Origin of the sequence: Nostoc sp., from assembly GCF_036917275.1 — a bacterium.
GTDB lineage: Bacteria > Cyanobacteriota > Cyanobacteriia > Cyanobacteriales > Nostocaceae > Nostoc.
The window spans coordinates 67,213-93,490 of record NZ_JBALDF010000022.1 but is presented as its reverse complement, the minus strand read 5'-3'; the positions used below and the strand labels follow the sequence as shown (position 1 = coordinate 93,490).

Sequence of the window (26,278 nt, the reverse complement as noted above, 5' to 3'; positions counted from 1 at the left end):
CCTGATTGCTAAACTGTCAAAAACACAATTATTCCAGCTAATATACATGAACAAATCTCCGAAAAGTTACTCGCCGCTCCAAGTAGCCTTGATTGGTGGAGCGATCGCCACTACTGCTACTATGTCTGTGTTCGGCCCCGTTTGGACTCGTGGTGTCCGTGCTGCTCTAGCCCTACAAGACAGCCCGAAAGTGATAGTTGACCAAGTTTGGCAAGTGGTAAATCGTGAATATGTTGATGCCAAATTTAATCAACAAGATTGGCAAGCAACCAGACAAAGCCTGTTGAGCAAAGACTATTCTACTCGGGAAGAAGCTTATACTGCCATCCGCGAAGCTTTACAAAAGTTGGGAGATCCTTACACTCGATTTATGGACCCCAAACAGTTTGAAGCCCTGACTAGCCAAACAGATGGGGAAGTCTCTGGCATTGGCATTCGGATGGAAGTGAACCAAAAAACTCAGCGGCTCACTGTTGTCGAAGCCATAGAAAATTCTCCAGCACTGAAAGCTGGGATCAAAGCAGGCGATGAAATTTTGGCAATTGATAGCAAACCCACTCTCAAAATGAAAGTGGATGATGCTTCCAAGTTAATTCGTGGCCAAGTGGGTACTCCCATCAAGCTACGGGTGGGACGGACAGGGCTAAATGCCTTTGATTTGAAGCTGACAAGGGCAAGGATTGAAGTGCCAACAGTACGTTATACCCTTAGGCAAGAAGGGAATCGCCGCGTTGGCTATATTCGTTTGCGGGAATTTAGCGCCCACGCCGCAGATCAAATGCAACGAGCCATCCGCGATTTGAACAATAAGAAAGTAGATTCTTATGTCTTGGATTTGCGGGGAAATCCTGGCGGGTTGTTGAACGCGAGCATTGAAATTGCCCGGATGTGGTATGATAACGGCGCGATTGTCAAGACAGTAGACCGTGTGGGCAGCAGTGAAGAAACTAAAGCCAATCGCACTTCTCTGACAAATCGTCCCTTGGCGGTATTAGTAGATGGAAATTCAGCTAGTGCTAGCGAAATCCTCACAGGGGCACTCAAGGATAATAAGCGGGCGGTAGTTGTAGGTGGTCAAACCTTTGGTAAAGCCTTAGTCCAGTCAGTTCATAAACTCGCAGATGGTTCCGGCTTGGCAGTTACCATTGCCCATTACTACACCCCTGCGGGAACGGATATTAACCATAAAGGGATTACGCCAGATATCAAGCTAGACTTGACAGAGGCGCAAGAGCGTCAGTTGGCTTCTAATCCAGATTTAATCGGAACTAAGAGTGATCCGCAATATGCCCGGGCGATCACAATTCTATCAAGTAACAACTTTGCCCGGCCACCAGCAACTCAACCCACTCGACCCATGAGCAGCGCTGATAACCTGAAATTTTAGCTAAAACAAAAATTCATCTTACGTCATTCCCAAATCCAAATTTTTGGAGTTATGAAAACTGCTTGATATACCGTTCTAGGATTTTGGATTGGGAATACTAGCTACTAATCCCATCTCCAAAATTTCAGATTTATGAATCATCAGCCAGTTGATGCAACCACCGCCACCAGCTTTTTACCAATGGTGTCGGTGGTTGTTCCTATTTATAACGGTGAGACAGATTTACCAGAGTTAATCAATTGTCTGTTGTCTCAAACCTACCCAAAAGACCGGGTAGAATACTTGTTGGTGGATAATAACAGTAGCGATCGCACTCTCACCATTCTCAAAACATCTGCTGAAAATTGCCCAATTACAATTCACCCATTGAGCGAAAACCAAATTCAAAGCTCTTATGCTGCTCGCAATACTGGGATTCGCGCCGCTGTAGGCGAAATTATAGTTTTTACCGATGCTGATTGCCGTCCGCAACCGCAATGGTTAGATGCATTAATTCAGCCTTTTGTCAACTCAGAAGTGGTAATTGTCCCTGGTGAAATTTTGGCATTACCAGGCACAACTTTGCTAGAACAACACGCAGACCGTCAAGAAACTTTGTCGCAAAAGCATACCCTTGCCCATTCCTTTCGTCCCTATGGTCAAACCGCCAATTTGGCGATTCGACGCATTGCCTTAGAAAAAGCGGGTTTATTTCGTCCCTATCTTACCACTGGTGGCGATGCAGACATTTGCTGGCGGATTTTGGGGGAAAACATCGGGCGTTTGGAATTTGCCGCAAATGCGATCGTTGGGCATCGCCACCGCGCCACACTTAAAGAACTGCAAAGTCAATGGCGGCGCTATGGACGCTCAAATCGCTATCTACACGAACTGCACGGTGTAGATTTGATGCGAGATATGACACCCCAAGAATGCGGCTATCGTTTAGGACGCTGGTTATTGAAAGAAGTACCAAGGAGTATTAAAAAGGCGTTGGCGCAGCCCGCCGCAGGCATCGCGGCTCAAGCTACCCTTGTAGATTTATTAAATACTCCTATTGGTCTATTTACTGCTAGAGCGCGGACTGCTGGGCAACGAAACGCCAAGCTGCCAGAGAATGCCAAGATAATTGATCGGCTGTAAAAATACTAGTAGTCTGTGTAATGAGTTTTGCGCGGTTCGTAATGAGCAATATAATTGCTCATTTTTAACCTGAGTTCAACGTAAAAAAGTCAATTTTACAGGGCATAGCAATATTATTTACGCGATCGCCCACAGTTGGCAACAAAACTTACTAGCCAGTGGACATGAAGACCAGACAATCAAACTTTGGGATGTCAACCTGAATGCTCCACAACGTTTAAAAGTTGACCTCCAGCCTTTTCGTGTACTCCACGGACACAGCAATCGTGTCTTCAGTGTTGCTTTCAGTCCCGATAGGCAATTCCTAGCTAGCGCTAGTGCCGATCGCACCATTAAACTCTGGAGTCCCCATACAGGACAATGCCTCAAAACCTTGTATGGTCATGGTAGTTAGGTCTGGGCGATCGCATTCAGTCCAGATAGTAACTTCCTTGCTAGTGGCAGCTATGACCGCACAGTAAAGATTTGGGATGTGCATTCTGGTGAATGTCTGCAAACATTGCCGGGACATCCTGGTTGTGTGCTGGCGATCGCTTTTAGCCCAGACGGCAAAACTCTGATCAGCAGTAGCTATGAAAAGATAGTTAAACGTAGAGATGAATTCAGATTGTTCAATACATGTCAACTTTCGCTAAATTGGAAAAAGGTAAACTCAAGGGAATTTTAAATGTCAGCACAATTGTTACTGGTGGATGATGAACCAGGGATACGGGAAGCCGTGAAAGACTATTTGCAAGAGAGCGGTTTCAGCGTTCAAGTCGCCAGTAACGCCCTTGAAGGTTGGGAATGGATGCAGATGAATACACCTGATTTGGTGATTTCTGATGTCATGATGCCCCAGGTGGATGGCTATCAGTTCCTGAAGCAACTGCGAGAAGACCCCCGCTTCCAAGCACTCCCGGTAGTATTTTTAACTGCTAAGGGTATGACAGGCGATCGCATCCAAGGCTATCATGCTGGCGTTGACGCCTATCTACCCAAACCCTTCGATCCAGACGAGTTAGTGGCTATAGTCGAAAATTTACTAGCCCGCCGCGCCGCTAAGGCCGCAACTACCGGAGATGACGCTGAAACCCCCGATCTTGCTGAACTAGCCAATCAGATTGCCCAAATTAAGGCATTGTTAACTCAAAGAAATGCCATTTCCCAATCGCCAGCCCCTTTCAAAATTGATTTGACTCCCAGAGAACAAAGTGTTTTAAACTTGGTCGCTGAAGGGTTGATGAACAAAGAAATCGCCCGTCGTTTGGAAACCAGCGTCCGCAATGTAGAAAAGTACGTCAGCCGCTTATTTAGTAAAACTGGCACCAATAGCCGTACAGAGTTAGTTCGTTTTGCTCTAGAACACGGTCTGGCTAAATAGACATTGAGGAGCCAGTGCGTTGCGGAGGTTCCCGACGCTCGTAAGCGTTGCGTTAGCGACTGCGCGTAGCGTCTGACTCGCTACGCTTCTCTACCGGACGCGCAAGGGACGCTATCCGTTGTTCGCGTAGCAACTCCGACAGGAGACGCAACTGGTGTCATTGGTTATTAATCTTCTCCCCCACTCCCTCATCTTTTTTGCTCCCCTTGTCCTTTTTTTTCTTACGTCCCGCTTCTGGTATTCCCCGCGTCCACTTCGTCAACGTAAGTTCGACGAACCTCTCGCTGCCTTTAACTTTAGTTCAAGTCTGTACCTCTGGAACTCAGAGAGGGACAATTTTGCCTGGCAAAACCTCTTAGAGGTTTTTTGACTGTAGGTAATTGGTAATAGGTAACTGGCTGCTAAACTGTCACCTATTACCAGTAATAGATAAAACATACGTATTTCAGCAAATCAGGCACTTAGCTAAAGTAAAAAGCTAAAAGAAAGGTTATTTATTTTTACTTTGGTCTTTTAGGTTTTCATTGGATTCGCGCCTGTTGTCCAATTTTCCATCTGTAAAGACACAGGGTTTTGTTATTCCTGCAATGTTTTGATAAAAACTCGGTAAAATGCACCCGGCTGAATTTGCTCTCTGATTCTACCAGTACCCTTTGCTACAAAGTTTTTAATAAAGGAAACTGTTCCTGAGACTTTGTGCTGCTAAATAAGACTTTCACAAAGTAGAAATCATAATATTTTATGAATTCTACTTACTGATTAGTTTTTATTGCAACTGGGGTGTGAGATCAACATTTGATTTGATGTCCAACTCATGTTTTTTCACTAGTTAAATTATACCCTTAATCTTGAGTGCTTTCGGCAGCATTACGCAAGCGCATTAGCTGGCGTCGCATTTGAGGTGAGGCTTTGAATTCAGACACTTCCTGCGCTTTAACGGATGCTTGTAACGTCTCTAGAAAGTCGTCCGAACCCACAGTCAAGGCATCAAGTAGCACCTGTAAGAGTTGTTCGCGATCGCCTAATAGACTCTTTTCCTCAATCAACCGGAATTTGAGATGGATTTCGCACTCATAAACACCTACTTCAAGATTATTTATCTGGCGTGGTAATACTTTGGAGTTCATAGCTATTGAGATTCCTTTACTTGGTTGTCATGAGGGTAAGGAGGTAGATGGTAAGCAAAAATTCTTTATATCTCTTTTGAATCCAAAGTGCTTGAATTAAGAATTTTTCTTCATCAATCACCTTTGTATTCCATTTCACTCTCCTGTGCTGTATTTACAAGCTAAATTTTCACTGTCTAGATTTTGATGTAACTGTGCCAGATGTAACTTATGGTAAGCCATAACTATTATTCAGTTTTTAAGATTCTACACAATAAAGTTTCTGTAAGAAGTTGTGCAACCTTTTTAAAGGTTTTTACATCAACTTTATGTTAGCGTCAATAATATGTTTACTTGTTACTCTAATTTTGGTGTTTATACGTAAGTAAAACCGCTTAATTTTTTTGAATTTACTAAAGCCAGAGGTGGATGTAGCGCTATTCAGTAAAATTACTTGATGTACGTTTTTTGCAATAGAAAATTCCGAAAAAATTGATGAGCATAATTATCAAGGTAAAAACTTTTGTTCTCCATAAAAAAACGTACACAGATCAAATTATTCCTGGTGAGTGCTTTTCCCTACTGGCTTTTGGGCTTGAGGAGTACAAAAATCTTAGCAGTAGGTAAGATTAGTAGACCGCTTTGACTTGTTTGTATACCTCAAATGAAAACACTCTCTCCAATAATTTTTACAGGAAAATAATTGGACTACTGTCAGTACTAACAGCTAACTGCGTCTTCAACTCCTAACAAAAGTAGTAAATTAGTCAGTACAGGTGATATTTTTACTTATGCCCATTCAATATACCCTTTTGAAACTGCGTTCAAAGCTTGTAAATTGAGAGCATTCAAGCTCAGAGATAGCGGCTACAATAATTTCAGTGTAATCCACCCAAATCTTACACCCTTTTATGGCTAACCCGATGCTGCTCAAGTCCACAACCCGGCATGTCCGCATTTTTGCAGGCGAAATTGACCGGGATGGCGAACTGATTCCCAGTCAACAGGTCTTAACGTTAGATATTGACCCAGATAACGAATTTAACTGGAATGAAGATGCGCTGCAAAAAGTTTATCGAAAATTTGATGAACTAGTAGAAGCATCTAGTGGCGCAGACCTCACAGACTATAACTTGCGCCGTGTGGGGTCAGATTTAGAGCATTATCTGCGATCGCTCCTACAACTCGGCGAACTCAGCTACAATCTTTCTGCCCGCGTTACCAACTACAGCATGGGAGTCCCCCAAGTTGCAATTAACGACAAAAAATAAGCGAATGAGTTAGTAGCAGGCTGACTGGCTGAACCCTTTTGACAATAGGTCATCTGGAAAAGCCCACAAAAAACCTAGCCCCCTAACCCCCTTCCCAACGCTCTAAGGGAGAAAATTCAAATCTCTGACGCCACGAGTGGCTCGCCGGACGCCAGTGGCTCATGGGGAGCCACTGCGGTGGACGGGTTGGCATAAAGGAGGCAGTGCGCCTTTGCGGTTTCTTCGACTATCTTGAAGCAACTGCCGTCAAGTGGGGTGGAAACCCCCTCTCCAGAGCGCTGGCTGCCTAACGCAGTGGCTCCTCCTGGTAGGAGAGAGAAATATAAGTGAGGTTTTCTTGATTCGTCCGGTACTTTTGCCAAAATTATTATATTTGCTATTCTTAATTCTTAATTAAAGTTAATTGTTGCTATCCTACTTATAAACTAAATAAATACCAACATCATCTGCTTCTTGATGATCGGGTAATTCAGCAAAAGCAAATAGCGCAGTTATGCTTGGGTTATGCTTTGGTAACAGGGTTGGAGTTAGTTGCTTTGGCGATAGAGAGTCACAGAGCAATAGAAGCTATGATGAGGCTGTAGGGTTGACTTGGGAGCGTATTTTTTGGATAAGTAAGTATTTGCACCTGCTGATATCCACCAGCTAAAATCATCATCTAAAGTCTGGGTATGTCAAGTTTAAGAAAGATGAGCGGTCTAGATTGTCCCTACTAATGCTGTTAAAGAAATTGCCAATCGCTGATCGGTGCGAAAACTATGGAAAATGACGCGGCAACGCTCTACTGTCCAAATGAAAATTGTCAGGCTGCCAACCCCCTGACTCACAAGTTTTGCCAGCGATGCTCAACGCCCCTACCGAAAAATTACCTCTGGGCTGTAGTAGATGGCCCGAGTGTGGGTAGCCCTGGAGAAATATTAGCCGATCGCTATTTAGTCCTTGAGAAATCTGTTCTTTTAGATACGAAGCCTGGTTTATTAGCGCTAACGCCTGAGTTAGATAATTTACAGCCTTTAAAAGCTTACCTGAGACTCATTCCCTACCGTTTACACGTACCGCAGGTATATGGAGTGCTATTTCGAGCTGATGACCTCCCCAATCAAGAAATATTACTCTTAGAAAAACCGCCACTATTAGTAGATGACACAATCCAACAGGTGCAGTTAGGCAGCGAGTTAACTACGGCTTGGCGTGATGCTACATCGATGCGCCAACTCAATTGGTTATGGCAGATAGCTCATCTGTGGCAACCTCTTGTGAGTGAAGGTGTCGCCTCTAGCTTGCTTGACTCCTATGTATTACGGGTAGAAGGATCATTAGTCCGTTTGTTGGAATTGCGTTTTGACGCCGCAACATCACCAGAATTGCCCCAATTAGGTGGATTCTGGCAGCAGTTGGTTAGTGATGCCAAACCAGCCATAGCTGAATTTATTGATCACGTTAGCCTTTCCTTAATTCAGGGAGAGATCAATTCAACCGATCAATTAATCACAGTTTTAGATGGGGGACTAGCTGGGTTAGGGCGATCGCAAACACCCACGATCAAAATTATCACCAAAACCGACACTGGGCCAAGTCGCCAACGGAACGAAGATGCCTGTAGCCCACCCAGTGGAACTATTGTCAGCAAACCACCCCAGCCAACAGCCTTAGCAATTGTCTGTGATGGCATCGGTGGACACGAGGGTGGCAATGTCGCCTCAAATTTGGCGATTGAAACGATCCAGCAGCAGGTACAGCAACTAACAAAAGTTCCCTATGACCACATAGACCCCTCACTCCTGCTTAATGACTTAGAAAAGGCAGTGGCAATTGCTAATGACAAAATTAGTCAGCGCAATGACGGTGAAAATCGTCAAGGGCGTCAACGCATGGGTACGACTTTAGTAATGGCATTGCCAGTTGCTCATGAAATGTACATTACCCACGTTGGCGATAGTCGTGCTTACTGGATTACCCGCCACGGCTGTTATCAAGTTACCCTCGACGATGATGTTGCTTCCCGCGAGGTGCGGCTAGGTTATGCCATTTATCGTGAGGCTGTACAACAGAGTGCTGCTGGCTCTCTAGTTCAAGCTTTGGGCATGGGACCGAGCACTTCATTGCATCCTACATCTGGACGGTTTATGCTCGACGAAGATGCTGTTTTTCTGCTCACATCTGATGGTTTGAGTGATTTTGATCGGGTGGAAGAATATTGGGAAACAGAAATCTTGCCGATTTTAGTTGGGGAAGCAAGTATAGCAGATGTTGCGGATAGATTAGTCGAAATCGCTAATGCTAAAAATGGACACGATAATGTCACCGTCGCTTTAGTCCACTATCAAGTCCAGTACTGGGAACCAGAAATCACGATCAAGGTCGTCATTCCAGAGAGTTATTCTGCCAAAACTGTTGATTTAACTTCGAGAGTGGCAGCTCCGACACTTTTAGATCGCCCCAACCACAAAACTCAGGTGATTCCAGACACTGAGCCTGCTAAAACTCGCATACCGCTACAGTTGATAGTTCCGTTAATATTTGTGGTAGCAGCAGGTTTTTTAGGATTGTTCGTGAAGCAACTGCGATCGCAATCATGGCAATTTCCATTTTTTTCCAATCCGACAACAACTCCAAACCCTACCATCAAAGCGACACCTGTACCGCGATCGCTTGCTAACCTTTCTCCTGGCTGGGTAATTAAAACCAACAATCAAATCTCTTTGGGAAACAACCAATCGCTTCCCCCTGGAGCTTTTTTAGAAGTTATTAACACAAAACCAAATCCCAAACCTGCTTCTGGTAATTCGGTGTCTATGCGAGTCTGTGGCAATAAAAGCACGCAAACTCCAGCTAATACTACTAACCCAGCAGTAACTTCCTCAATTTCACCAAATTCAATACCTTTGCCGTCAACAGAGAAAACAGTATTGCTGGACTTATCTCAACTGAAACCCTTTGGGGTCTTAGTTTTACAATCAGACACACCAAATCCATGTAGAACCGTCACCCCACCACCAGCGATTCCATCACCTGCACCTGACACCAGTCCAACTTAGTTAAATACTCGATAAACTGGTAAAAACCTGGAATAATAACAGGTAACAACTAAAATGAAAAACTTACAAGGTCAAAAAGTAGAAAATTTTCACCTTGAAGAATTGTTATTTTAAATTATTTGTTTTAGCTTTTAATTTAATGAATTCATGCCATACCCTGAATTTGGCGATCGCCCGTCTCCTAAACACTGGCACTGACAACTTCGCCATTTGGGTGGTCAAGGCTCCATATCCCAGTGGCTACGTTTTACGTGACTGTGTATGGTCTGTTGAAGTCAATCAAGTCTGGCAAGAATGGCAGCAGATGTTTGCTGGTCATAGTCGCCTAGATATTTCCCCAAACTTAACATCTCAAAAGTCCAACCCATTGCCCATAGATTGGATTTCACCACCTTCAGGTCAAACTACTAGCCCCTACAGCAGTCGTCTGATGCAACACTTAGGAATGAATTTATGGCGCTGGGTATTCGACGAGCAAATTCTTAATAGCCTAGAACGCAGTCTCGGTATTGCTATGGGTAAGAATACACGTTTGCGCTTTCGACTAGAAATTCGTGATCCGGATCTGATTGCTCTGCCTTGGGAAATTATGCAGCGTCAGCCTGGTCAATCGGCTATGTCTCTCTCCCCAGATTTGCTCTTTAGTCGCACCAGCAGTGAAGTTGATGCCTTACAGTATTTGCGAACTGACCAGGCTTTAAGTATCTTGCTGGTTTTAGGTCATGATGAAAACCTGGAACTGGAACAAGAAGCTGCTATCTTACAGCAAACTCTTGCAGATACGCCTGTGGGTGGTAATTCCCAAAGGTATGCACCTTGTATAGTGAATCAACTCATACAACCAACTCCACAAGAGTTGATTCAAGAATTAGAAACCAGAGCATACAATGTTTTCTTTTATGCTGGACATGGTTTGCCAGACCCAGACGGGGGGTTACTATTTTTGCGACCAGACATGCCCCTGAATGGGATAGAATTGGCGCAAGTATTGACCCGTACAGGTGTGAAACTAGCGGTTTTCAACGCCTGTTGGGGCGCACAACCAGCTGCTATCAATCATCAAGCTATACCTGCGAGCAGTTTAGCAGAAGTACTTATTCGTCATGGTGTGCCTGCGGTTTTGGGGATGCGCGATGAAATCGCTGACCACGAAAGCCACAGTTTTATTCAAGCCTTTACCGAAGCTTTGCGATCGCACAAACCAATTGATGAAGCGGTAGCACAGGCTAGGCAAGAGTTATTAACATTGTATAAATTTAATCAACCTGCTTGGACTTTGCCTGTTCTCTACCTGCATCCAGATTTTGACGGCGAACTCATTAAAAATCTGGATGAAGGAATTACCGAACTACCAGACACAGCCATCCCTGATGTAGGTTCCGCGCTTCCGACTGCAAGTTTACGATCGCTCACCTCAAAAGGGAAAACCTGGTTACTGCCTTATGGAGTCACCCGCATCGGCCGCACGAGAGATAATGAGATTGTCATCCCCGAACCATCAGTATCTAAACGCCACGCCGAAATCTTCTGCCGCAACACTCTTACTGATGCTACACTGGTGCGAACTTATTATTTAGAAGATTTTTCCACTTACGGAACAACCTGGTTTTTAGGACCTAATGGCTGGCAACAAATCCTCCGAGAGGAAGTCCCTTTGAAATCAGGAATGCAGTTAAAGTTTGGAAGTGCTAGAGGTGAAATCTGGGAGTTTATTATTGAAAACTCCTAGCAGAGCTATTGCATAAATGCATTTTGGTTTTTAGCATCAGCCTTTAAAACAATTGATTTTTAATAGATAAAAAATCAATTGTTTTTGCGGAAATCTCTTCTTGGGAATTGTAGCTGTCAATACCACCAAATATTTGTGAGGCAAGAAAAATGGCTAATAAAAGTAACGGCTCAGACACTTACTCTTCTTTGCCGTCTCAAATAGATTTAGAGTTATTGGAAGCGTTACTGGAACCAGACGATGCTACTTATCCCTGGAATCCAGCAGATGAAGAGTCAGAAGCTTATTTTCACGAGTTAGAACAACAGTTTGGAATGCAAGATTTGCTTGAGGAAGAACTGACAACGCGATCGCAAGATTTTTATAGCCATCTAGACACACTTTGGTCTGGTATTGCTTCTACCCCAGACTACAATAGCAACCTACAACAAATAGTAGTGCTTAATCTTCAAGAAACATTACGCACTACTTTTGCCGCCTGTATCCCCCAAGGATTGCTCAACACCATCGCCACCAAAGCTGCTGAAATTTTTGCTGCCCAGCAATCAATGGGTGAGCAACTGGTTGAGTGCGTTCAGACAGTACTACCAACTTGGGGAACAGAGGATCTTTTAGTTTTAGCTCGTCCTTTTGCTTACGCGATGCGGAGTAGCGAATCACAAAACGCGTCATCTGCGATTAGTAATCTTAACAATAGTGAGTGGACAGCTTTATCAGAAGTAGAGAAAGCAAAGGTTAGTTTGGCGATCGCTTACTGTGCTTTTACTCAACTCAACAAGTCTCAGTCTGAACCATAAATAGGGAACAGGTGACAGGTGACAGGGAATAGAAAAGTAGAGAAAGCTAAATTTTTTCATCGGGCGCTGTATTTGCGTAGCCCGCCCTTTGTACTCACTCTGTTCAGAGGCGTCTCTTGGAAAGATGTTGATTTGTCTTACGTAGAGGCGCAAAGAAAGAGTCGAAAATCAAGACTTTTGCAAGAGGTTTAATGATTTTTATTTTTTAGGTAGAGTTATACCAGTATAAATTTACAGTGGGCTAATTTTGAAACTAGGTCATCTATCCTAAGAGATAAATATTCAATAATCATTAGACATTGATTATTTCTCCCTCCCTCCCCTCTTATTTTGGGCCCAGAAATCGGGTAGCAAAATTTTGCGATCGCGTCGGTGACAGCGCCCGTGCCTTGAGAATTGCCGCCATCAAAAAGGCGTAAGATAACACCCCTACAACTACCAACAGCAAGGCATTAATTGATCCTGTAGCATTCCACAGGGCATGGAGAGCAGAGGCACTAAGATAACCAATAGAAAGAATTTGCCAACTTCTACTGGGTTTGAGGACAGCTAACCCGATAAAATAACCCAGGTAGCCACTATAAGCCATGTGTCCGGCTACAGAGCCTAAAATTCGCGGAATTAGCAGCTGTAAACCCGCCAGTTGACCAGCAGCGCCTGTACCCACCTGTTGCGCGACATTTTGAGTGATATCGGGTACATATTGACCGAGAGTTTCTAATAAAGTGAAACCTACAGCAGAAGCTGTTCCCAGGAGAATACCATCTAGAGGTTCCCAGACGCCTATCCGTTCCCGCCAAGGTGAAGACAACATTCTACCGATGGCAAACGCCGCTAGTACAGGCAATGCCTTGAGCAATTCTTCCATCAACCCAGCCCCAAAAAACATCCGCACCAGCAACTCTGTGAAGGTAATAGATTCTTGGGGTAAGGGCAAGCTTCTAGGTAGGATGCGAAACACAAAGATAAATAAATCCAACAGCGGACTGAGTAAAATCAGCGTTGTACCCAATGCCGCACCCATTAGCACCCACCAAGGTTTCTCTTTACCGCAAAGTTGGTAAACAAAATAGTAGGCAGCGAAGGCGATGTAACTTGCTACGATCACTTGATTAGCTCGGGGCTGACCAACTGTAGCAAACATTAGCACTACAAAAATTACGGTCAGTATTCCCGGTATGAGGTAAGCTTTACGAGTTAAATCTTTACCAGTAGAAATAATCGGAAAAAGCTGAGTGAAGCTAACAGAATCTGGCTGCTTTAATTGTGTGTGGTTGTGGTAGTTTGTTGCCGAAGGTAATGGTGTAACTTGGTTAACTGTCGTGGCCGGGGTTTGGTAGGTAAACTCGTACTCAAAAACGTATTGTGGACCATCAGCACCTAGAGAAAAGCGATCGCCTGGGTGCAGTTCCTGACATTCATACAAGCGTTGTCCATTCAAATAAGTGCCATTAGCGCTATTTAAATCACAAAGCACCCAGCTGAATTTGCTATCTGGGGATAGAGAGAGGGGACGAACCACTGCATGACGACGAGATACCATTCGATACGTCATGGCATCCAAGACAACTTGGCAGCTGGGGTCGCGTCCAATTACCATCTCTTTACTGGGGGGCAGCGAGTAGCGAGATTCTGATTCAAAAGCTGCCCCATTACCAGACACTAGCCGCAGAAATGCATTATGTCTTGCGTTTTTGCCTGTCATCGATAAGAAGTGCGTTTCTAAACTAATTCTTCATATAATTTGGCAGCAGGACTAACCTTAGCCACATTAACAGCAGCATTGCTAAATCCACTATAGCTTCACTTCCTGCTAAGAAATTTAAAATTTCTGATGCAAAATTTCAAATTGTTTCACCTAATGTAAATAAGTATTCCATTTGCTGAGAGTTTCTCCTCAACCTGGCTTGCTAGGGGGATAAATCAGATTGTATCGGTGCTGTACTCTTGACATTCTAGTTGCAAATTAAACCCACGGCAATTTATCAAAAAATAGTAGTTTTTACTGCATATAGTTTCATCAAAAAACTATATGATTTTCAGTTGTCTGTTGTCTGTTGTTTTTGCGACTAATAATTGACTAAGCTGATTCGGGGCAGGGAGTAGTGAAAGAAATTGCTCCGAAGATTGAATCAAAAGATTTCCCGTATCTTGCTTCAAACAACTGTAGCCAGTTCTGGGTGTTCAATCTTAGTTCCAAGTACTGTGAGGAATTCTGCCAGCCAACGGGGGTGAGCAGGCCAAGCTGGTGCTGTCACCAAGTTACCATCAACTATTGCCTGATTAACAGGGATATCGACATAAATCCCTCCAGCACTCTTGATATCTGGGCTACAAGCAGGGTAACCTGTACATTTCTTGCCTTGCAGTACATCAGCAGCAGCCAATAACTGCAAGCCGTGGCAGATGGCAGCAATCGGTTTATTCGTTTGGGCAAAGTGACGGGTAATTTCTAGCACCTGCTGATTCAGACGGATATATTCTGGTGCTCGTCCTCCGGGAATGACTAAAGCATCATAGGTTGCCGCTTCTACTTCTGCAAACGTAGCATTTAAAGTGAAATTGTGACCGGGTTTTTCGCTGTAAGTCTGGTCTCCTTCAAAGTCGTGAACTGCTGTCCGCACCTTGTCGCCAGCTTTTTTGTCGGGGCAAACTGCATGGACAGTATGTCCCACCATTTGCAACGCCTGGAAAGGAACCATTACTTCATAATCTTCTACATAGTCCCCAATAAGCATCAAAAGTTTTTTTGCAGCCATATTTTTGTTACCCTCACCTATTAGTCAATAGTTAATAGTTGTTTATCGAACAGAATAGAGGCGTGAGTCGTCAGAATTCAGCAATGTTTTCTGTATGACTGGCGGATGAATAATCGGCGTTTTTGCACCCCCACCAAATTGAAAATTTGGTGGTCTTCAATTCCTGCGCGGTCTGAATCCCTGACTGATTGATTCTGACTCCTGAATTCTGACTTCTGAATTCTTCTTCAAAAAGTAAATATTAATTTAGAGTCAGCTATGTTAAACGTTAGCCTATGCGGTAATTTCTGATACATTACGGCACTAGCTATGCTGTAATGTATCATTTAAGGGCGGCAAGTTAACAAAGTGTAATTCATTTTACAGATTTGTTCTGTTAATGACTATTGACTAATTAAAGCAGATGGAATTCTGCGATCGCTTTAGGAAAGTTTTTATTTTCATGTCCGGGGCGGCTGAGTTTAATCAAGGCAAAACGCTGTAAGGGCGTTAAAGCTGCCCAATGTTGCTGTGTCAGCGTTACACCTATTTCTTGAGTTTTTTCCTGGATGCTAGGTGGTACAGTGGCAGAGTCTAGCCATGCAGGATGAGGCTCGATGGGCAATTTTGTAGTTGCTAGACCCGTGCGTTGTAAAATTAATTGCTGGATATACTCGCGGTAAGACTGAATTTCCGTTTCTGTAGTGCAAGGTAATTCGACTAAAGCTTGACGCTCTGTTGTAGTCATTTGATTCCAATCAGACAATTTTAGCTTGATGCCACAAGTATCTAATTTACAACGCACCTGCATGGGGATGCAACGCAGGGAATCAACAAAGTCTGCTTCAAATTCAAAGAAATCTGCCATAAGTAAGTATTCAAAATTTGAGCATTCAAAATTAAGGGTTTTTAATCATCGATAATTTTTATATCTCATTTATATAAATTATGAATTAAAAATAATACTTTTCTAGCGATCGCACATTAATTATTTGTCCAAAATACAGTTTATGCTAATTTTAAGTATCAAGTATACTATATTATGTTATAGACAAAAATCTTATTATAACTTATATAGCAATCCTATCTGAGTTGTGAAAAATGTAGATAATGAAACGAACCGCCAAGAACGCCAAGGACGCAAAGGGAAGAAAGAAGAAAGAGACATATAATTTTCACAAATGATTTAGGACTGCTATATCTAACTATATTGATGCCTGAAACAGATGGTTACATCTTTATTTTTAACGTCAATTTTTAGAATTACTTAGACGAATTATTAAATAACTAATTGAGAGGGCAAGAATAGCAATTCCTAAACCAATTATATCAAGACCTGGAACTTTTTCTAAGTCAAGAATAATAATTTTTCTGGCAACAGCGATTAAAGATGTGACAATAACTAATTCAACTTGAAAAACGTGTTTTCGTAAATAAGCTGTGATATTCTCTAAGATTTCTAAAGCAATTAAAACATTCAAAAATAGCCCAAAAATTTTATACAATGTTGTGTTAAACCTTGCATAAGGCGCTGTAAATAGCTCTTTTAAAATAAATATTCCTAAATCTGCGATCGCTACCAGAATTACAATTACCATGAAAATAGATAGAGTTTTAGAAACTAGCACTTCTATGTTTTCGATGATGTGCATGAAGTTCTCATCTTTGGTAGTTTCTCTAATTTGCCTCAGTAGCTTTCTCATAATGCTGCACCCAATTCTCAAATAAAAGAAAATCCTATAGATAAATCTAAAGGATTAAAAAACGAGGAGTTGCTAAAACTTTGTAAGTTTTTTATTCTTTATCCATAGCTAAAATAGATATTAGTAAAACCTCTTATTACGAGATATTTAATACTAATTCTGTATGAAGATGCACAGAATATTAAACGAACCGCCAAGTACGCCAAGAGCGCCAAGAATAGAGAGTTACTCATTTAGTGCAGCTTCACATTAAATTGGTATAACCTCTTTAGATATAGTAATTGGTAACAGGCAAAATTAGATAGTCAGAAAAAATGATAATAACTATTGACTATTGATTATTGACTAAATTACCTATTGCTGGTTAGAAATTATTTATTGAGCGGTACACTTAAAAGCTTACGATTGTGAGGACTGGAGTTGATAATCTTTGACTGTTACTTGCACAGAAATTGGTATCAGCTGCACTGCACAGGCTTTTAATTCTGGTTGCAGCGAATCAGGACAAGATTCGGGATGGGTGAGGGCATTAGCTTCGGCATTGTCTGCCCATAGCGAACCCCAGTGCATGGGGACAAAAACTGTACCAGGCGCGATCGCTTTTGTCACCTTTGCCGGAAACTTAGCTTTCCCTCGACGCGATCGCACTTCTACATACTGCTTATCTACAATACCTAAGTTAGCCGCATCACGAGGATGAATTTCGATAAAAGGTTCGGGATGCATTTTGCAAATTTTTTCAATCCGTCCGGTACGCGTCTGCGTATGCCAGTGTCCGTAAAGGCGTCCATTAGTTAGCACAAACGGATAATCTGGGTCTGCTGGTTCTGCCAATCCCTTTGAGTAATATGCCCCAAATCGAGCGCGTCCATCAGGGGTGTGGAAGCGCAAATCAGTGTATAACCGTTTCCCAGAGCGATCGGCAAATGCTTCTCCCCCTACTTCCCCTACTCCTCTGCTTTCTTCAGGATGAGGCCATTGAGTCGGGCCTTGCGATTGTAATTGCGCGTGATTGATACCCGTCATATCGCAAGGGCGATCGCTAGTTAGTTTAGCAAACTCGGCATAAACTTCAGCAGAGTTAGCAAAAGCAAACTCTCTCTCAAAACCTAACCTTCGTCCAACTTCTGCAAAAATTTCCCAATCTGCTCTAGCTTCTCTTGGCGGTTGGCGGAATGCTTGACACAGAGTTACCACTCGTTCGGAGTTTGTCATCACACCAGTTTTTTCACCCCACTGCGCTGCTGGTAGCAAAACGTGAGCGTAGGCAGAAGTTTCTGTGGGATAATATGCGTCTTGGTAAATGGTAAAAGGCGATCGCAATAATGCCTTCTTCGTCCGCTCCAAATCTGGCATACTTACAGCTGGGTTTGTAGCTGCAATCCACAATAACTCTACAGCGTCATTTTCCAAGCCAGTAATCATGTCCCAAGCACTCAAACCGGGATTGGGCGAAATCTTTCCTGGCTTGAGTCCCCAAAACTCCTCAACTTCTGCGCGGTGCTGAGGATTTTTCACCGTCCGATAACCTGGTAATAAATGCGCCAAACCTCCGGCTTCCCGTCCTCCCATTGCGTTTGGCTGACCAGTGAGGGAAAAAGGGCCAGCGCCAGGTTTGCCAACTTGTCCAGTCATCAGGTGCAGGTTAATGATAGTTCTGACCTTAGCCGTCCCTTCTGAGGATTGATTCACACCCATTGACCACAAAGACAATACTCGCTCTGATTCACCCCAATAGCGAGCTGCTGTTTCTAAATCTTCAATGCTGATTCCACATTGATTAGCTACTATTTCTGGGGGATAGTGGCGAATCACTTCAGCATAAGCGGGAAAGTTGCTGGTGCAATCGTCCATGAACATGGTATCAATGTAGTTCCAGCGCATCAACAAGTGAGCGATGCCGTTTAACAAGTCGATATCTGTACCGGGACGAATCGCTAAATGCAAATCAGCGGCTTCTGCGGTTGGTGTGCAACGGGGATCAACCACAATCATTTTGACTTTGCGATTCTTTTTGTGATACTTCTCCAGTCGATTAAAAACAATGGGGTGACATTCAGCTGTATTAGTACCAATTAAAAATGCACAGTCAGTTAACTCCAAGTCATCGTAACAGCATGGGGGGCCATCTGAGCCAAAGCTTTGAATATAGCCAGCGACAGCACTAGACATACATAAGCGAGAGTTAGCATCAAAATTATTGCTACCCAGACACCCTTTCATGAGTTTCTGAGCTATGTAATAATCCTCAGTTTGAAACTGACCGGAACCATACATACATAAGGCTTCTGGTCTTTGGGTAAAGCACACAGTTTGAATGCGCTGCGTGATTATATTAAAGGCTTCATCCCAACTAACCCGCCGGAACTCTTGATCTAAGGAGTCTCGCACCATTGGGTAATGTAATCTATTTTTATCTAAAGATTCCGCGATCGTCGCACCTTTGACGCAAACCATACCTTGACTGGATGGATGGGCTTTATCGCCCCGCACCCGCCAATTTGGATTTCCTTGGCTATCTCGATTAGTTGCTTTGCCATGTTGGGCTGGGGGTGAAACTTCTAAACCACAACCAACACCACAGTAAGGACAGAGAGTTTTGATAAATTCACTCATGGCAGTTATACTATTTTGTTATTTTGGTTGTGCAACTTCAGATGTAGCGATTTCAGAAATTCCTGTGTTGCACGCCAATTCTGGATAAACATATCAATAACGCTTGGGTTAAGGATATACAGCAGATTGCGAGTTGGTGAGGGACAAAAATACCCCACCCTAACCCTCCCCGATATATTGGGGAGGGAACTAGATTTATTTCTCCCCCCAATAAACCGAGAAGCGCTATAAGTTGGGTTTCCCTCCTCTCATCCCAAAATTAAACGCTAATTGTTGAATTCCTTCCTCAACCCAATTTACTTAGGACTTACGCACACTCTACGAACTCTTGGCGTTCTTGGCGTCTTGGCGGTTCGACAAATTAAGCTTTTGGGCGATTTTTGCGTAAGTCCTATTACTACTGCGTAGGGTGGGTTAATTATTACAGGTCGATACATTGGCATTGTAGATCAAGACACACTGTAGGCAAACGGGGAGAGGAGACTTCGATGTAAATCAAAAACAAGGTGGGATTCTTATTTTTGATTTATGCAATAAATCTATTCTTCCGCTAAAAAAGTAGGGTTTTCAGTTGCAGTTACTGATAATTCACCTTCATAAACAGCAGCAAAGGAGCCTTTTGGTTCTTTGAGGAAGAAGGCACACATGAAAGCGCAGACTATAGCAGCTAAACCCATTGTGCTAAATAGTGTAGATGCGTCAGTTAAACTAAAAATTGTCAGGTAAACCACGCCGCCAAAATTACCGTAAGCTCCCACATTACCGGCAATTTGTCCAGTAGCTTCCTTTTTAATTAAGGGTACGATGCTGTAGGTTGCACCGCAGCCAGCTTGGGCAAAGTAAGCGGCAAACATTGTAACTGCGATCGCTAGCGGAATCGGCCAGTTACTATTAATGAAATGTGCCATGAAATAACTAACACCAATACCAGCGCTGATAATTGTCATTGTCCACTTACGCGAACCGAATTTATCAGAAATTAAACCACCACTGGGACGAGAAATTAAGTTAAGGAAGGGATAGGTAGCAGCAATCATCCCAGCTATAACATGCTCTAAACCAAAGGTTTTCTCAAAAAATGCTGGGAGCATAGAAACAACTGCCAGTTCGCTGCCAAAGCTAGTTGTGTAAGTGAATTCGAGTAAAGCTACTTGACCAAATTGAAAGCGTTGAGATGGAGCATAGGTTTTTTTGCCAATTAGAAGTTCTCGGTTTACCTGCCAAGCTTTGTAACTTTGATAAGCAAACAATCCTGCTAATAGCAACCAAGTCAGATACATTTGACTCAAAGTTAAGAAGCGAATATTCTTTTGTTCTAAGCGCCAAGCTAATAAACCCAAAGCGAAAATCAAACCAAAATTCGAGACAATCATCGCCCAGAAGCTTTTGATGCTAGTGACTTCCAGAGAACCATTCTTTTTAGGTTTCTTGTAGACTTTACCTGCGGGTGTATCTTGGACGCTGTTGTAATAAATTACGCCGTAAATAGCTGCAATAATCCCTGTAAGTGCGATCGCTAACCGCCAGTTAGAAGCACCACCAGCGAAAATGCTAGTAGAAACTGCAAGTATCGGCAATACAAACTCTGCACCAAAAGCCCCAAAGTTGCCCCAACCGCCATAAATGCCTTGAGTAATTCCCATCTCCTTCGGCTGGAACCATTCTGCCACCATGCGGATACCGACAACAAACCCAGAGCCGACAATTCCCATCAGCAAACGACTGAAAACTAATTGATTAAAATCTTGTGCTAGCGCTGTCGCTAAACAAGGAATAGCCGCAAACATCAGCAAGATTGAATAAGTGATTCTGGGGCCAAAACGATCCAGAAGCATCCCAATAATTAATCGGGCGGGGATTGTGAGGGCGAGGTTACAGATGCCCAAAGTTTTGATTTGCTCTGGTGCTAAATGTAATTCTCTGCCAATGGTTGTAGCGAAGGGGGCAAAGTTGAACCAACAAACAAAGGTGAGAAAAAAAGCAAACCAAGTCTGATGTAAAATTCGGTAGCGATCGCTGAATGAAAATAAATTTTTAAGCATTTCAATCTATCTAAATTGGATAAAATACGGAGAAGAGGTAGGGGGAGCAGGGGGAAGTTGAGCCTTAAAGCTTGAAGGTTAAGTCTTAAAGGTTGAAGGTTAAGTCTTAAAGGTTGAAGGTTAAGTCTTAAAGGTTGAACGTTAAGTCTTAAAGGTTGAACGTTAAGCCTTAAAGCTTGAACGTTAAGCCTTAAAGCTTGAAGGTTAAGCCTTAAAGGTTGAACGTTAAGTCTTAAAGCTTGAACGTTAAGTCTTAAAGCTTGAACGTTAAGCCTTTGACTAATACCGCCGATAAGCAACAGTTACTAACTACTGAGGCTTCTCACCTGGGTTTGGCCCCAAAGTTTTTGATTAGTAAATCTTGCAATACTGGCTGCAAGTCTTCGCATGGTATGCCTTTGATAACACAAGTTCCTAAATGAGCATCTTTGCCGACTTTGCCACCCATATATATGTCAACGCCTTCCAGGGTTTTGCCATTTTTGCGAGTCTTAGTTCCCATCAAGCCGATATCTGCAACTTGGGGCTGTCCACAAGAATTAGGGCAACCTGTCCAGTGAATTCGCACTGGGTTGGTGAAGGTTAAGTCTTCTTCTAAGGCTTTAATCATTGCCAGAGCGCGGTTTTTGGTTTCGATCAGGGCGAAGTTGCAAAATTGTGCGCCTGTACAGGAAACAAGCGATCGCATTAACAAACCTGGCTCAATGGAAAACCTTTCCAGCAAAGGCTCTGTTAAAAATGATTCTAAGCGCGATTCAGCAATATTGGGAATAACGATGTTTTGTTCAACTGTGAAGCGGATCTCACCACTGCCGTAAACTTGTGCTACACGTGCGATTTCAAACATATCTTCCGCATTCAGTCGCCCGACGGGAATGTGCAAGCCTACGTAATTTAATCCCGGTTGTTTTTGTTTATATACCCCGATGTGGTCGCGTTTTTCCCAGTCGATTTCGTCTTTTGCTGCTGCGGGTAACAATGATTTACCCAAACGGTTTTCTACTTCTGCTCGAAACTTTTCTAAACCCCATTGATCAATTAGCCACATCAGCCGCGATTTTTGCCGATTAGCACGTGGCCCATGATTACGAAAGACTTCCAAAACCGCTCTACATACACCTACCACATCTTCTGGAGCCACCCAAGCATTTAGAGGAATCGCCGCCTCACAACGTTTAGCTGAGAAAAGGCCACCCACAAGGATGTTAAAGCCAAATATTGAAAATTCTTGCTCAGTCCCCTCCTTAAATGCTGGAACAAAAGCTAAATCGTTGATTTCGGCGTGAACTGAATTGTCTCTTCCACCTGCGATCGCAATATTAAACTTCCGTGGTAAGTTGCTAAACTCTGGGTTTCCTTCCCCTTTGTTGGTGATCATATCTTGAATTTGCTGTACCAACTCTCGTGTGTCGTACAACTCATCTGCATCCAACCCCGCCACAGGATCGCCTGTGATATTGCGGACGTTATCCATCCCTGACTGAACGCTAGTTAAACCAACTGTGTCAAATCTATTAAAAATATCTGGTAAATCTTCAATTCTGATCCCTCGTAATTGGATATTCTGTCTGGTAGTAATATCAGCGCAGCCATCATCTCCATAGCGCTGCACCACTTGGGCTAAAACACCCATTTGACTGCTGGTGAGAATACCGTTGGGCATCCGTAACCGCATCATAAACTTGCCTGGAGTGACTGGGCGAAAAAATACACCCACCCATTTGAATCGATGATCCCGATCGATTTCGTCCATTGCTTCCCAGCCGAGGGCAGCAAATTTCTCTATCTCACCCTTGACGGCGAGTCCATCTTTTTCTGCTTTTAATTTCTCAAACTTATTAAGGCTGGTGGTAGTTGCTGTGTCTGTCATGAGTCTGTTCGTTGCAAATTACTGAATATAGTGATAATTTGTGGTGATAATTACCCAACATCAACCAACCCGTAGTTCCATCAGGTGTTGTATCTACGAGGGTTTAGGAATAAAAACTTAATATTTATTTGCTTACGGTTGATTATTTTTACTTAAGAGCATTCCAAAGCGAAACCCCAATCCGTGATTAATTAAAGAAAACTTGTCGTTATTTACATTTGGAAAATTTGTCAAGCAGCTTTAGATACTGTTCATGTAACAATTTCGATACTCATAAGTTAAAGGGAGATTTCTGTTAAAATCGTATAAAATGTTACGATTTTTTGGTAAAATTGCTGAAAAAGTATGAAACCTATGCATTTTTTGCATCAAAGTCACTAAATAAGCCACAAAAAGCCTTTGATGAAGAGTATTTGAAATAACTGAAGCGATTTTGGACTGCCATAGATTAATTCAAAATCCAAAATCTAAAATTGAGTGGCAGATGTTAACTAAAACTTAGATATTATTTCAACAGCTATGAAACGTCGTGATTTTATTAATTGGGTAGGTTTGGGTTGGATAGCGAGTTGTCTACCAGTAGCGATCGCAGCCTGTTCTTCTCAAACAACTTCAGCATCCGGGGATTGGCAAACAGTAGGCACCTCGGCAGAATTAGATAAGACTGGCCAATTGCTGGCTAAAAACTCACCTGCTGGGCCTGTGTTGGTAGTTGGCACATCTAAAGCTGCAAATCTGACAGCTGTTAACCCTACCTGTACTCACGCAGGTTGCACCGTAGCATGGAAAGCTGAGGCAAAAAAATTCGCTTGTCCCTGTCATGGTTCGGAATTTGGGGTTGATGGTAAAGTCCAAAAAGGGCCAGCTACAGAAGCGCTTAAAACTTACGCCGCCAAGATTGAGGGTAATTCAGTTGTAGTCAAGCCAAGTTAAACAATACAATTCAGGGTATCGTGAGTAATATCAACCAGCTTTTGGTGCAAGCCCGAACAGCATACGATGCAGCTGATTGGTCATCAGTAATTCAATATTTACAACAATTAATTTTAGGGACAGATTCTAAACATCCAGAGATAGTTAAAAATCAAGAATATCTGCTGACATTAACACTTTCAATGTTAGAGATGGGAGATTTTCAACAACGCTGGGAAATTACCAAAGTGCTGACTCACTTGGGGAAAATTGCCATCCCACCACTCATTGACATCTTAAAAGATGAAGATGCAGAAGAAGAATTACGCTGGTATGCAGCGCGGACTTTGGGAGAATTTCAGCACCCTGAAGCGATCGCCCCCTTGGTAGAATTGTTGAAAACCGATGAGGATGAAGAACTCAAAGCGATCGCAACTACAGCACTGGGGCAAATGGGTACTGTTGCGATAGCTGCCCTCTCTGAACTCCTAAAACAAGAAGATACACGGCTTTTAGCAGTGCGATCGCTTTCTTGTATTCCGCAGCCAGAAACCATTGCACCGCTATTGAGTGTAGTGCAAGATTCACAAGCAGCAATTCGTGTCGCCGTAATTGAAGCCCTTAGCAGTTTTCATGACGAACGTGTACCACCAGTATTGTTAAACGCTTTAGATGATACAGCCGCCACAGTTAGGCGTGCAGCAGTGCTTGGTTTAGGTTTTCGCCCCGACTTACGCCAAGCATTAGATTTGGTAACGAGATTGCAACCTAAGCTGTACGACTTTAACCTTGAGGTTGGTTGTGCAGCCGCAATTGCCCTTTCTCGAATGGGTGGTGATGACGCTACCAAATACTTATTTGATTTGCTGATTTCACCCGATACATCGATAACGCTGCAATTAGAAACCATTCGCGCTTTAAGTTGGATGGGGACGCCATCCAGTTTGGAATATTTACAAACAGCATTTAACCAAATCACATCCGAGCCACTTTGGCAAGAAATTGTCACAGTTTTGGGGCGAGTGCAAAAGCCGCAAACTACACCAGCCGCAGAAATATTACTGCAAATACTGCAATCGCAACATTCAGCCACAGAGATTGCCAGCATCAATTGTGCGATCGCTTTATCTTTAGGACAGTTAGGCGAAATGCAAGCTATTGAACCATTGATTTCGCTGCTAGCTGATTCTAATGCATCGGTGAGACTACATGCGATCGCTGCACTGAAAAATCTGGATAGGGAAGCCGCACATCAACAATTGCAGCAGTTAGCAAATAACGCCACACTCACACCAGATTTACAGCAAGGAATAGCGATCGCTTTGGCTGAATGGTAAATTTTTTCAAAGAGTATGCGCTATCTGTGTGCGTTCAGTATTAATACCAATTTTGTCTAAAGATGCACAGAATATTAAACGAACCGCCAAGTACGCCAAGAGCGCCAAGAATAGAGAGTTACTTATTTAGTGCAGCTTCACATTAAATTGGTATAAGTGATAATTGACGACAAAGGCAGTAAAACCTAATTTACACAAATATAAATCTCAGGAAAAGACCTGTAACAAACCCTACCAAACTTTGGTTAAAAATCCGTTAACTTAATGAAACCAATAAATGTAATTCAGGCTACATAAAAATGCGCCTAGAGCAGTTGCAAGCCTTTCTAGCGATCGCCCAAACCGGTAGCTTTCAACAAGCAGCGCGAACATGTGGTGTCACCCAATCGACGATTAGTCGCCAAATCCAGGCATTGGAAGCAGATTTAGGTGTAGAACTGTTTCACAGAACAAGTCATGGAAAATTGACACTCGGAGGTGAATGTTTACTACCCCGTGTCCGCAAAATTTGCCAAGAGTGGCAGACAGCTACAGAAGAATTAGCTGATTTAATCGCCGGAAAGCAGCCAGAACTATGCATTGCCGCGATTCACTCTGTTTGTGGATCTTACTTACCACCAGTGTTGCAAAAATTTTGTCATGATTATCCAGATGTGCAATTGCGCGTAACTTCATTGGGAAGCGATCGCGCCCTCAAAGTCCTCAAAGATGGATTGGTGGATTTAGCAATTGTGATGAATAATCGCTTTTTAACCACTGGTAGAGAAATGGTAGTAGAAGTACTTTATGATGAACCTATAGAAGTTCTAACCGCAGCCAATCATCCACTAGCCCAATATGAATGCATCCCTTGGTCGGAGCTAATTCGCTATCCTCAAGTGGTTTTCAAAGATGGTTATGGGATGCAGCGCTTAATAAAAGATAGATTTGAGCGAATGGAAGCTAAACTCCAGGCAGCTTTAGAGGTAAATACCCTAGATGCCTTCCGGGGAGTGGTACGCCAAGGAGAACTGATAGCTTTGCTACCTCAATCAGCATTAGTAGAAGCACGCCAAGACCCTACCCTGGCGATTCGTTCCTTAGCCAGCAATAATACTAGTGGTTTAGGAGATGGTTCCAGTTTGACTCGTCGGGTAGTTATGGTAACAACTCAAGATCGGCTCCAAATCCCCCCTATTAACCACTTTTGGCAACTCGTGCGCGAAAATATACCATTACAAATTGATCAGCAGCGATCGGCTTCTTAA

Annotated in this window: 20 protein-coding genes and 1 pseudogene; 13 read left to right on the top strand and 8 right to left on the bottom strand. The window is 43.0% G+C overall.

Translation table 11 applies throughout. The features are described from left to right. Window positions 1–46: 46 nt before the first annotated feature. From ctpB to V7K35_RS08345, 6 genes and pseudogenes are all read left to right on the top strand, one after another. Window positions 47–1,387, top strand: coding sequence for a carboxyl-terminal processing protease CtpB (ctpB, locus tag V7K35_RS08370; protein ID WP_335077944.1), 1,341 nt, complete (start codon window positions 47–49; stop codon window positions 1,385–1,387). 132 nt (window positions 1,388–1,519) lie between these two features. Then, complete coding sequence (locus tag V7K35_RS08365) at window positions 1,520–2,509, top strand: glycosyltransferase (protein ID WP_335077942.1); 990 nt, start codon at window positions 1,520–1,522, stop codon at window positions 2,507–2,509. A 103-nt stretch (window positions 2,510–2,612) separates the two neighbouring features. Next, window positions 2,613–2,690 (top strand): annotated as a pseudogene (locus tag V7K35_RS08360) (hypothetical protein); the annotation flags it as partial. After that, window positions 2,688–2,903 carry a WD40 repeat domain-containing protein gene (locus V7K35_RS08355; protein WP_335077986.1) on the top strand — a complete coding sequence of 72 codons (216 nt, stop codon included), beginning with the start codon at window positions 2,688–2,690 and terminating at the stop codon, window positions 2,901–2,903. The pseudogene V7K35_RS08360 and the gene V7K35_RS08355, both read left to right, overlap by 3 nt. Window positions 2,904–2,912: 9 nt before the next feature. Further along, window positions 2,913–3,176 carry a WD40 repeat domain-containing protein gene (locus V7K35_RS08350; RefSeq protein ID WP_335077984.1) on the top strand — a complete coding sequence of 88 codons (264 nt, stop codon included), beginning with the start codon at window positions 2,913–2,915 and terminating at the stop codon, window positions 3,174–3,176. Then, window positions 3,177–3,872, top strand: coding sequence for a response regulator transcription factor (locus tag V7K35_RS08345; protein WP_273766533.1), 696 nt, complete (start codon window positions 3,177–3,179; stop codon window positions 3,870–3,872). An 842-nt stretch (window positions 3,873–4,714) separates the two neighbouring features. On the opposite strand, the gene V7K35_RS08340 is transcribed toward V7K35_RS08345, so the two are convergent. After that, window positions 4,715–4,999 carry an Npun_R1517 family heterocyst differentiation transcriptional regulator gene (locus V7K35_RS08340; RefSeq protein ID WP_335077940.1) on the bottom strand — a complete coding sequence of 95 codons (285 nt, stop codon included), beginning with the start codon at window positions 4,997–4,999 and terminating at the stop codon, window positions 4,715–4,717. A gap of 890 nt (window positions 5,000–5,889) precedes the next feature. Here V7K35_RS08340 and V7K35_RS08335 point away from each other — a divergent pair. From V7K35_RS08335 to V7K35_RS08320, 4 genes are all read left to right on the top strand, one after another. After that, window positions 5,890–6,249 (top strand): NAD(P)H-quinone oxidoreductase subunit M, encoded by a 360-nt coding sequence (locus tag V7K35_RS08335; RefSeq protein WP_335077938.1) that lies wholly within the window; start codon window positions 5,890–5,892, stop codon window positions 6,247–6,249. Between the two features lie 758 nt (window positions 6,250–7,007). Then, window positions 7,008–9,287 carry a protein phosphatase 2C domain-containing protein gene (locus V7K35_RS08330; protein ID WP_335077936.1) on the top strand — a complete coding sequence of 760 codons (2,280 nt, stop codon included), beginning with the start codon at window positions 7,008–7,010 and terminating at the stop codon, window positions 9,285–9,287. 139 nt (window positions 9,288–9,426) lie between these two features. Next, a complete protein-coding gene (locus tag V7K35_RS08325) occupies window positions 9,427–11,016 on the top strand; it encodes a CHAT domain-containing protein (protein WP_335077934.1) in 1,590 nt (529 codons plus the stop codon). Between the two features lie 149 nt (window positions 11,017–11,165). After that, on the top strand, window positions 11,166–11,813 hold the full coding sequence (locus V7K35_RS08320; RefSeq protein WP_335077931.1) for a hypothetical protein: 648 nt from the start codon (window positions 11,166–11,168) through the stop codon (window positions 11,811–11,813). A 325-nt stretch (window positions 11,814–12,138) separates the two neighbouring features. Here the strand turns inward: V7K35_RS08320 and V7K35_RS08315 are convergent, their stop codons facing one another. The 7 genes from V7K35_RS08315 to V7K35_RS08285 all read right to left on the bottom strand — a co-directional run bounded on the left by V7K35_RS08315 (window position 12,139) and on the right by V7K35_RS08285 (window position 22,782). Continuing rightward, window positions 12,139–13,518 carry a PrsW family glutamic-type intramembrane protease gene (locus V7K35_RS08315; protein WP_335077929.1) on the bottom strand — a complete coding sequence of 460 codons (1,380 nt, stop codon included), beginning with the start codon at window positions 13,516–13,518 and terminating at the stop codon, window positions 12,139–12,141. A gap of 451 nt (window positions 13,519–13,969) precedes the next feature. Further along, window positions 13,970–14,572: a DJ-1/PfpI family protein gene (locus V7K35_RS08310; RefSeq protein ID WP_335077927.1), complete on the bottom strand. Its 603-nt coding sequence runs from the start codon at window positions 14,570–14,572 to the stop codon at window positions 13,970–13,972. 394 nt (window positions 14,573–14,966) lie between these two features. Next, window positions 14,967–15,419 (bottom strand): nitrate reductase associated protein, encoded by a 453-nt coding sequence (locus tag V7K35_RS08305; protein ID WP_335077925.1) that lies wholly within the window; start codon window positions 15,417–15,419, stop codon window positions 14,967–14,969. A gap of 382 nt (window positions 15,420–15,801) precedes the next feature. After that, window positions 15,802–16,254 carry a phosphate-starvation-inducible PsiE family protein gene (locus V7K35_RS08300; RefSeq protein WP_335077923.1) on the bottom strand — a complete coding sequence of 151 codons (453 nt, stop codon included), beginning with the start codon at window positions 16,252–16,254 and terminating at the stop codon, window positions 15,802–15,804. A gap of 399 nt (window positions 16,255–16,653) precedes the next feature. Continuing rightward, window positions 16,654–18,870, bottom strand: a complete 2,217-nt coding sequence (locus V7K35_RS08295) for a molybdopterin oxidoreductase family protein (RefSeq protein ID WP_335077921.1) — start codon at window positions 18,868–18,870, stop codon at window positions 16,654–16,656. A gap of 539 nt (window positions 18,871–19,409) precedes the next feature. After that, window positions 19,410–20,912, bottom strand: coding sequence for a NarK family nitrate/nitrite MFS transporter (locus V7K35_RS08290; RefSeq protein WP_335077919.1), 1,503 nt, complete (start codon window positions 20,910–20,912; stop codon window positions 19,410–19,412). Window positions 20,913–21,234: 322 nt separating this feature from the next. Next, window positions 21,235–22,782, bottom strand: coding sequence for a ferredoxin--nitrite reductase (locus V7K35_RS08285; protein ID WP_335077917.1), 1,548 nt, complete (start codon window positions 22,780–22,782; stop codon window positions 21,235–21,237). 519 nt (window positions 22,783–23,301) lie between these two features. Between V7K35_RS08285 and V7K35_RS08280 the strand changes: the two genes are divergently transcribed. The 3 genes from V7K35_RS08280 to V7K35_RS08270 all read left to right on the top strand — a co-directional run bounded on the left by V7K35_RS08280 (window position 23,302) and on the right by V7K35_RS08270 (window position 26,278). Beyond that, window positions 23,302–23,715, top strand: coding sequence for a QcrA and Rieske domain-containing protein (locus V7K35_RS08280; protein WP_335077915.1), 414 nt, complete (start codon window positions 23,302–23,304; stop codon window positions 23,713–23,715). A gap of 17 nt (window positions 23,716–23,732) precedes the next feature. After that, the gene (locus V7K35_RS08275) at window positions 23,733–25,031 is read left to right on the top strand and encodes a HEAT repeat domain-containing protein (RefSeq protein WP_335077982.1); all 1,299 of its coding nucleotides are present in this window, start codon (window positions 23,733–23,735) and stop codon (window positions 25,029–25,031) included. Between the two features lie 299 nt (window positions 25,032–25,330). Then, the gene (locus V7K35_RS08270) at window positions 25,331–26,278 is read left to right on the top strand and encodes a LysR family transcriptional regulator (RefSeq protein WP_335077912.1); all 948 of its coding nucleotides are present in this window, start codon (window positions 25,331–25,333) and stop codon (window positions 26,276–26,278) included.

Excerpts from the sequence above, each read along its gene's own strand:
- ctpB (WP_335077944.1), top strand. The coding sequence starts at position 47 with ATGAACAAATCTCCGAAAAGTTACTCGCCGCTCCAAGTAGCCTTGATT.
- V7K35_RS08365 (WP_335077942.1), top strand. The coding sequence starts at position 1,520 with ATGAATCATCAGCCAGTTGATGCAACCACCGCCACCAGCTTTTTACCA.
- V7K35_RS08345 (WP_273766533.1), top strand. The coding sequence starts at position 3,177 with ATGTCAGCACAATTGTTACTGGTGGATGATGAACCAGGGATACGGGAA.
- V7K35_RS08340 (WP_335077940.1), bottom strand. The coding sequence starts at position 4,999 with ATGAACTCCAAAGTATTACCACGCCAGATAAATAATCTTGAAGTAGGT.
- V7K35_RS08335 (WP_335077938.1), top strand. The coding sequence starts at position 5,890 with ATGGCTAACCCGATGCTGCTCAAGTCCACAACCCGGCATGTCCGCATT.
- V7K35_RS08330 (WP_335077936.1), top strand. The coding sequence starts at position 7,008 with ATGGAAAATGACGCGGCAACGCTCTACTGTCCAAATGAAAATTGTCAG.
- V7K35_RS08325 (WP_335077934.1), top strand. The coding sequence starts at position 9,427 with ATGAATTCATGCCATACCCTGAATTTGGCGATCGCCCGTCTCCTAAAC.
- V7K35_RS08320 (WP_335077931.1), top strand. The coding sequence starts at position 11,166 with ATGGCTAATAAAAGTAACGGCTCAGACACTTACTCTTCTTTGCCGTCT.
- V7K35_RS08315 (WP_335077929.1), bottom strand. The coding sequence starts at position 13,518 with ATGACAGGCAAAAACGCAAGACATAATGCATTTCTGCGGCTAGTGTCT.
- V7K35_RS08310 (WP_335077927.1), bottom strand. The coding sequence starts at position 14,572 with ATGGCTGCAAAAAAACTTTTGATGCTTATTGGGGACTATGTAGAAGAT.
- V7K35_RS08305 (WP_335077925.1), bottom strand. The coding sequence starts at position 15,419 with ATGGCAGATTTCTTTGAATTTGAAGCAGACTTTGTTGATTCCCTGCGT.
- V7K35_RS08300 (WP_335077923.1), bottom strand. The coding sequence starts at position 16,254 with ATGAGAAAGCTACTGAGGCAAATTAGAGAAACTACCAAAGATGAGAAC.
- V7K35_RS08295 (WP_335077921.1), bottom strand. The coding sequence starts at position 18,870 with ATGAGTGAATTTATCAAAACTCTCTGTCCTTACTGTGGTGTTGGTTGT.
- V7K35_RS08290 (WP_335077919.1), bottom strand. The coding sequence starts at position 20,912 with ATGCTTAAAAATTTATTTTCATTCAGCGATCGCTACCGAATTTTACAT.
- V7K35_RS08285 (WP_335077917.1), bottom strand. The coding sequence starts at position 22,782 with ATGACAGACACAGCAACTACCACCAGCCTTAATAAGTTTGAGAAATTA.
- V7K35_RS08280 (WP_335077915.1), top strand. The coding sequence starts at position 23,302 with ATGAAACGTCGTGATTTTATTAATTGGGTAGGTTTGGGTTGGATAGCG.
- V7K35_RS08270 (WP_335077912.1), top strand. The coding sequence starts at position 25,331 with ATGCGCCTAGAGCAGTTGCAAGCCTTTCTAGCGATCGCCCAAACCGGT.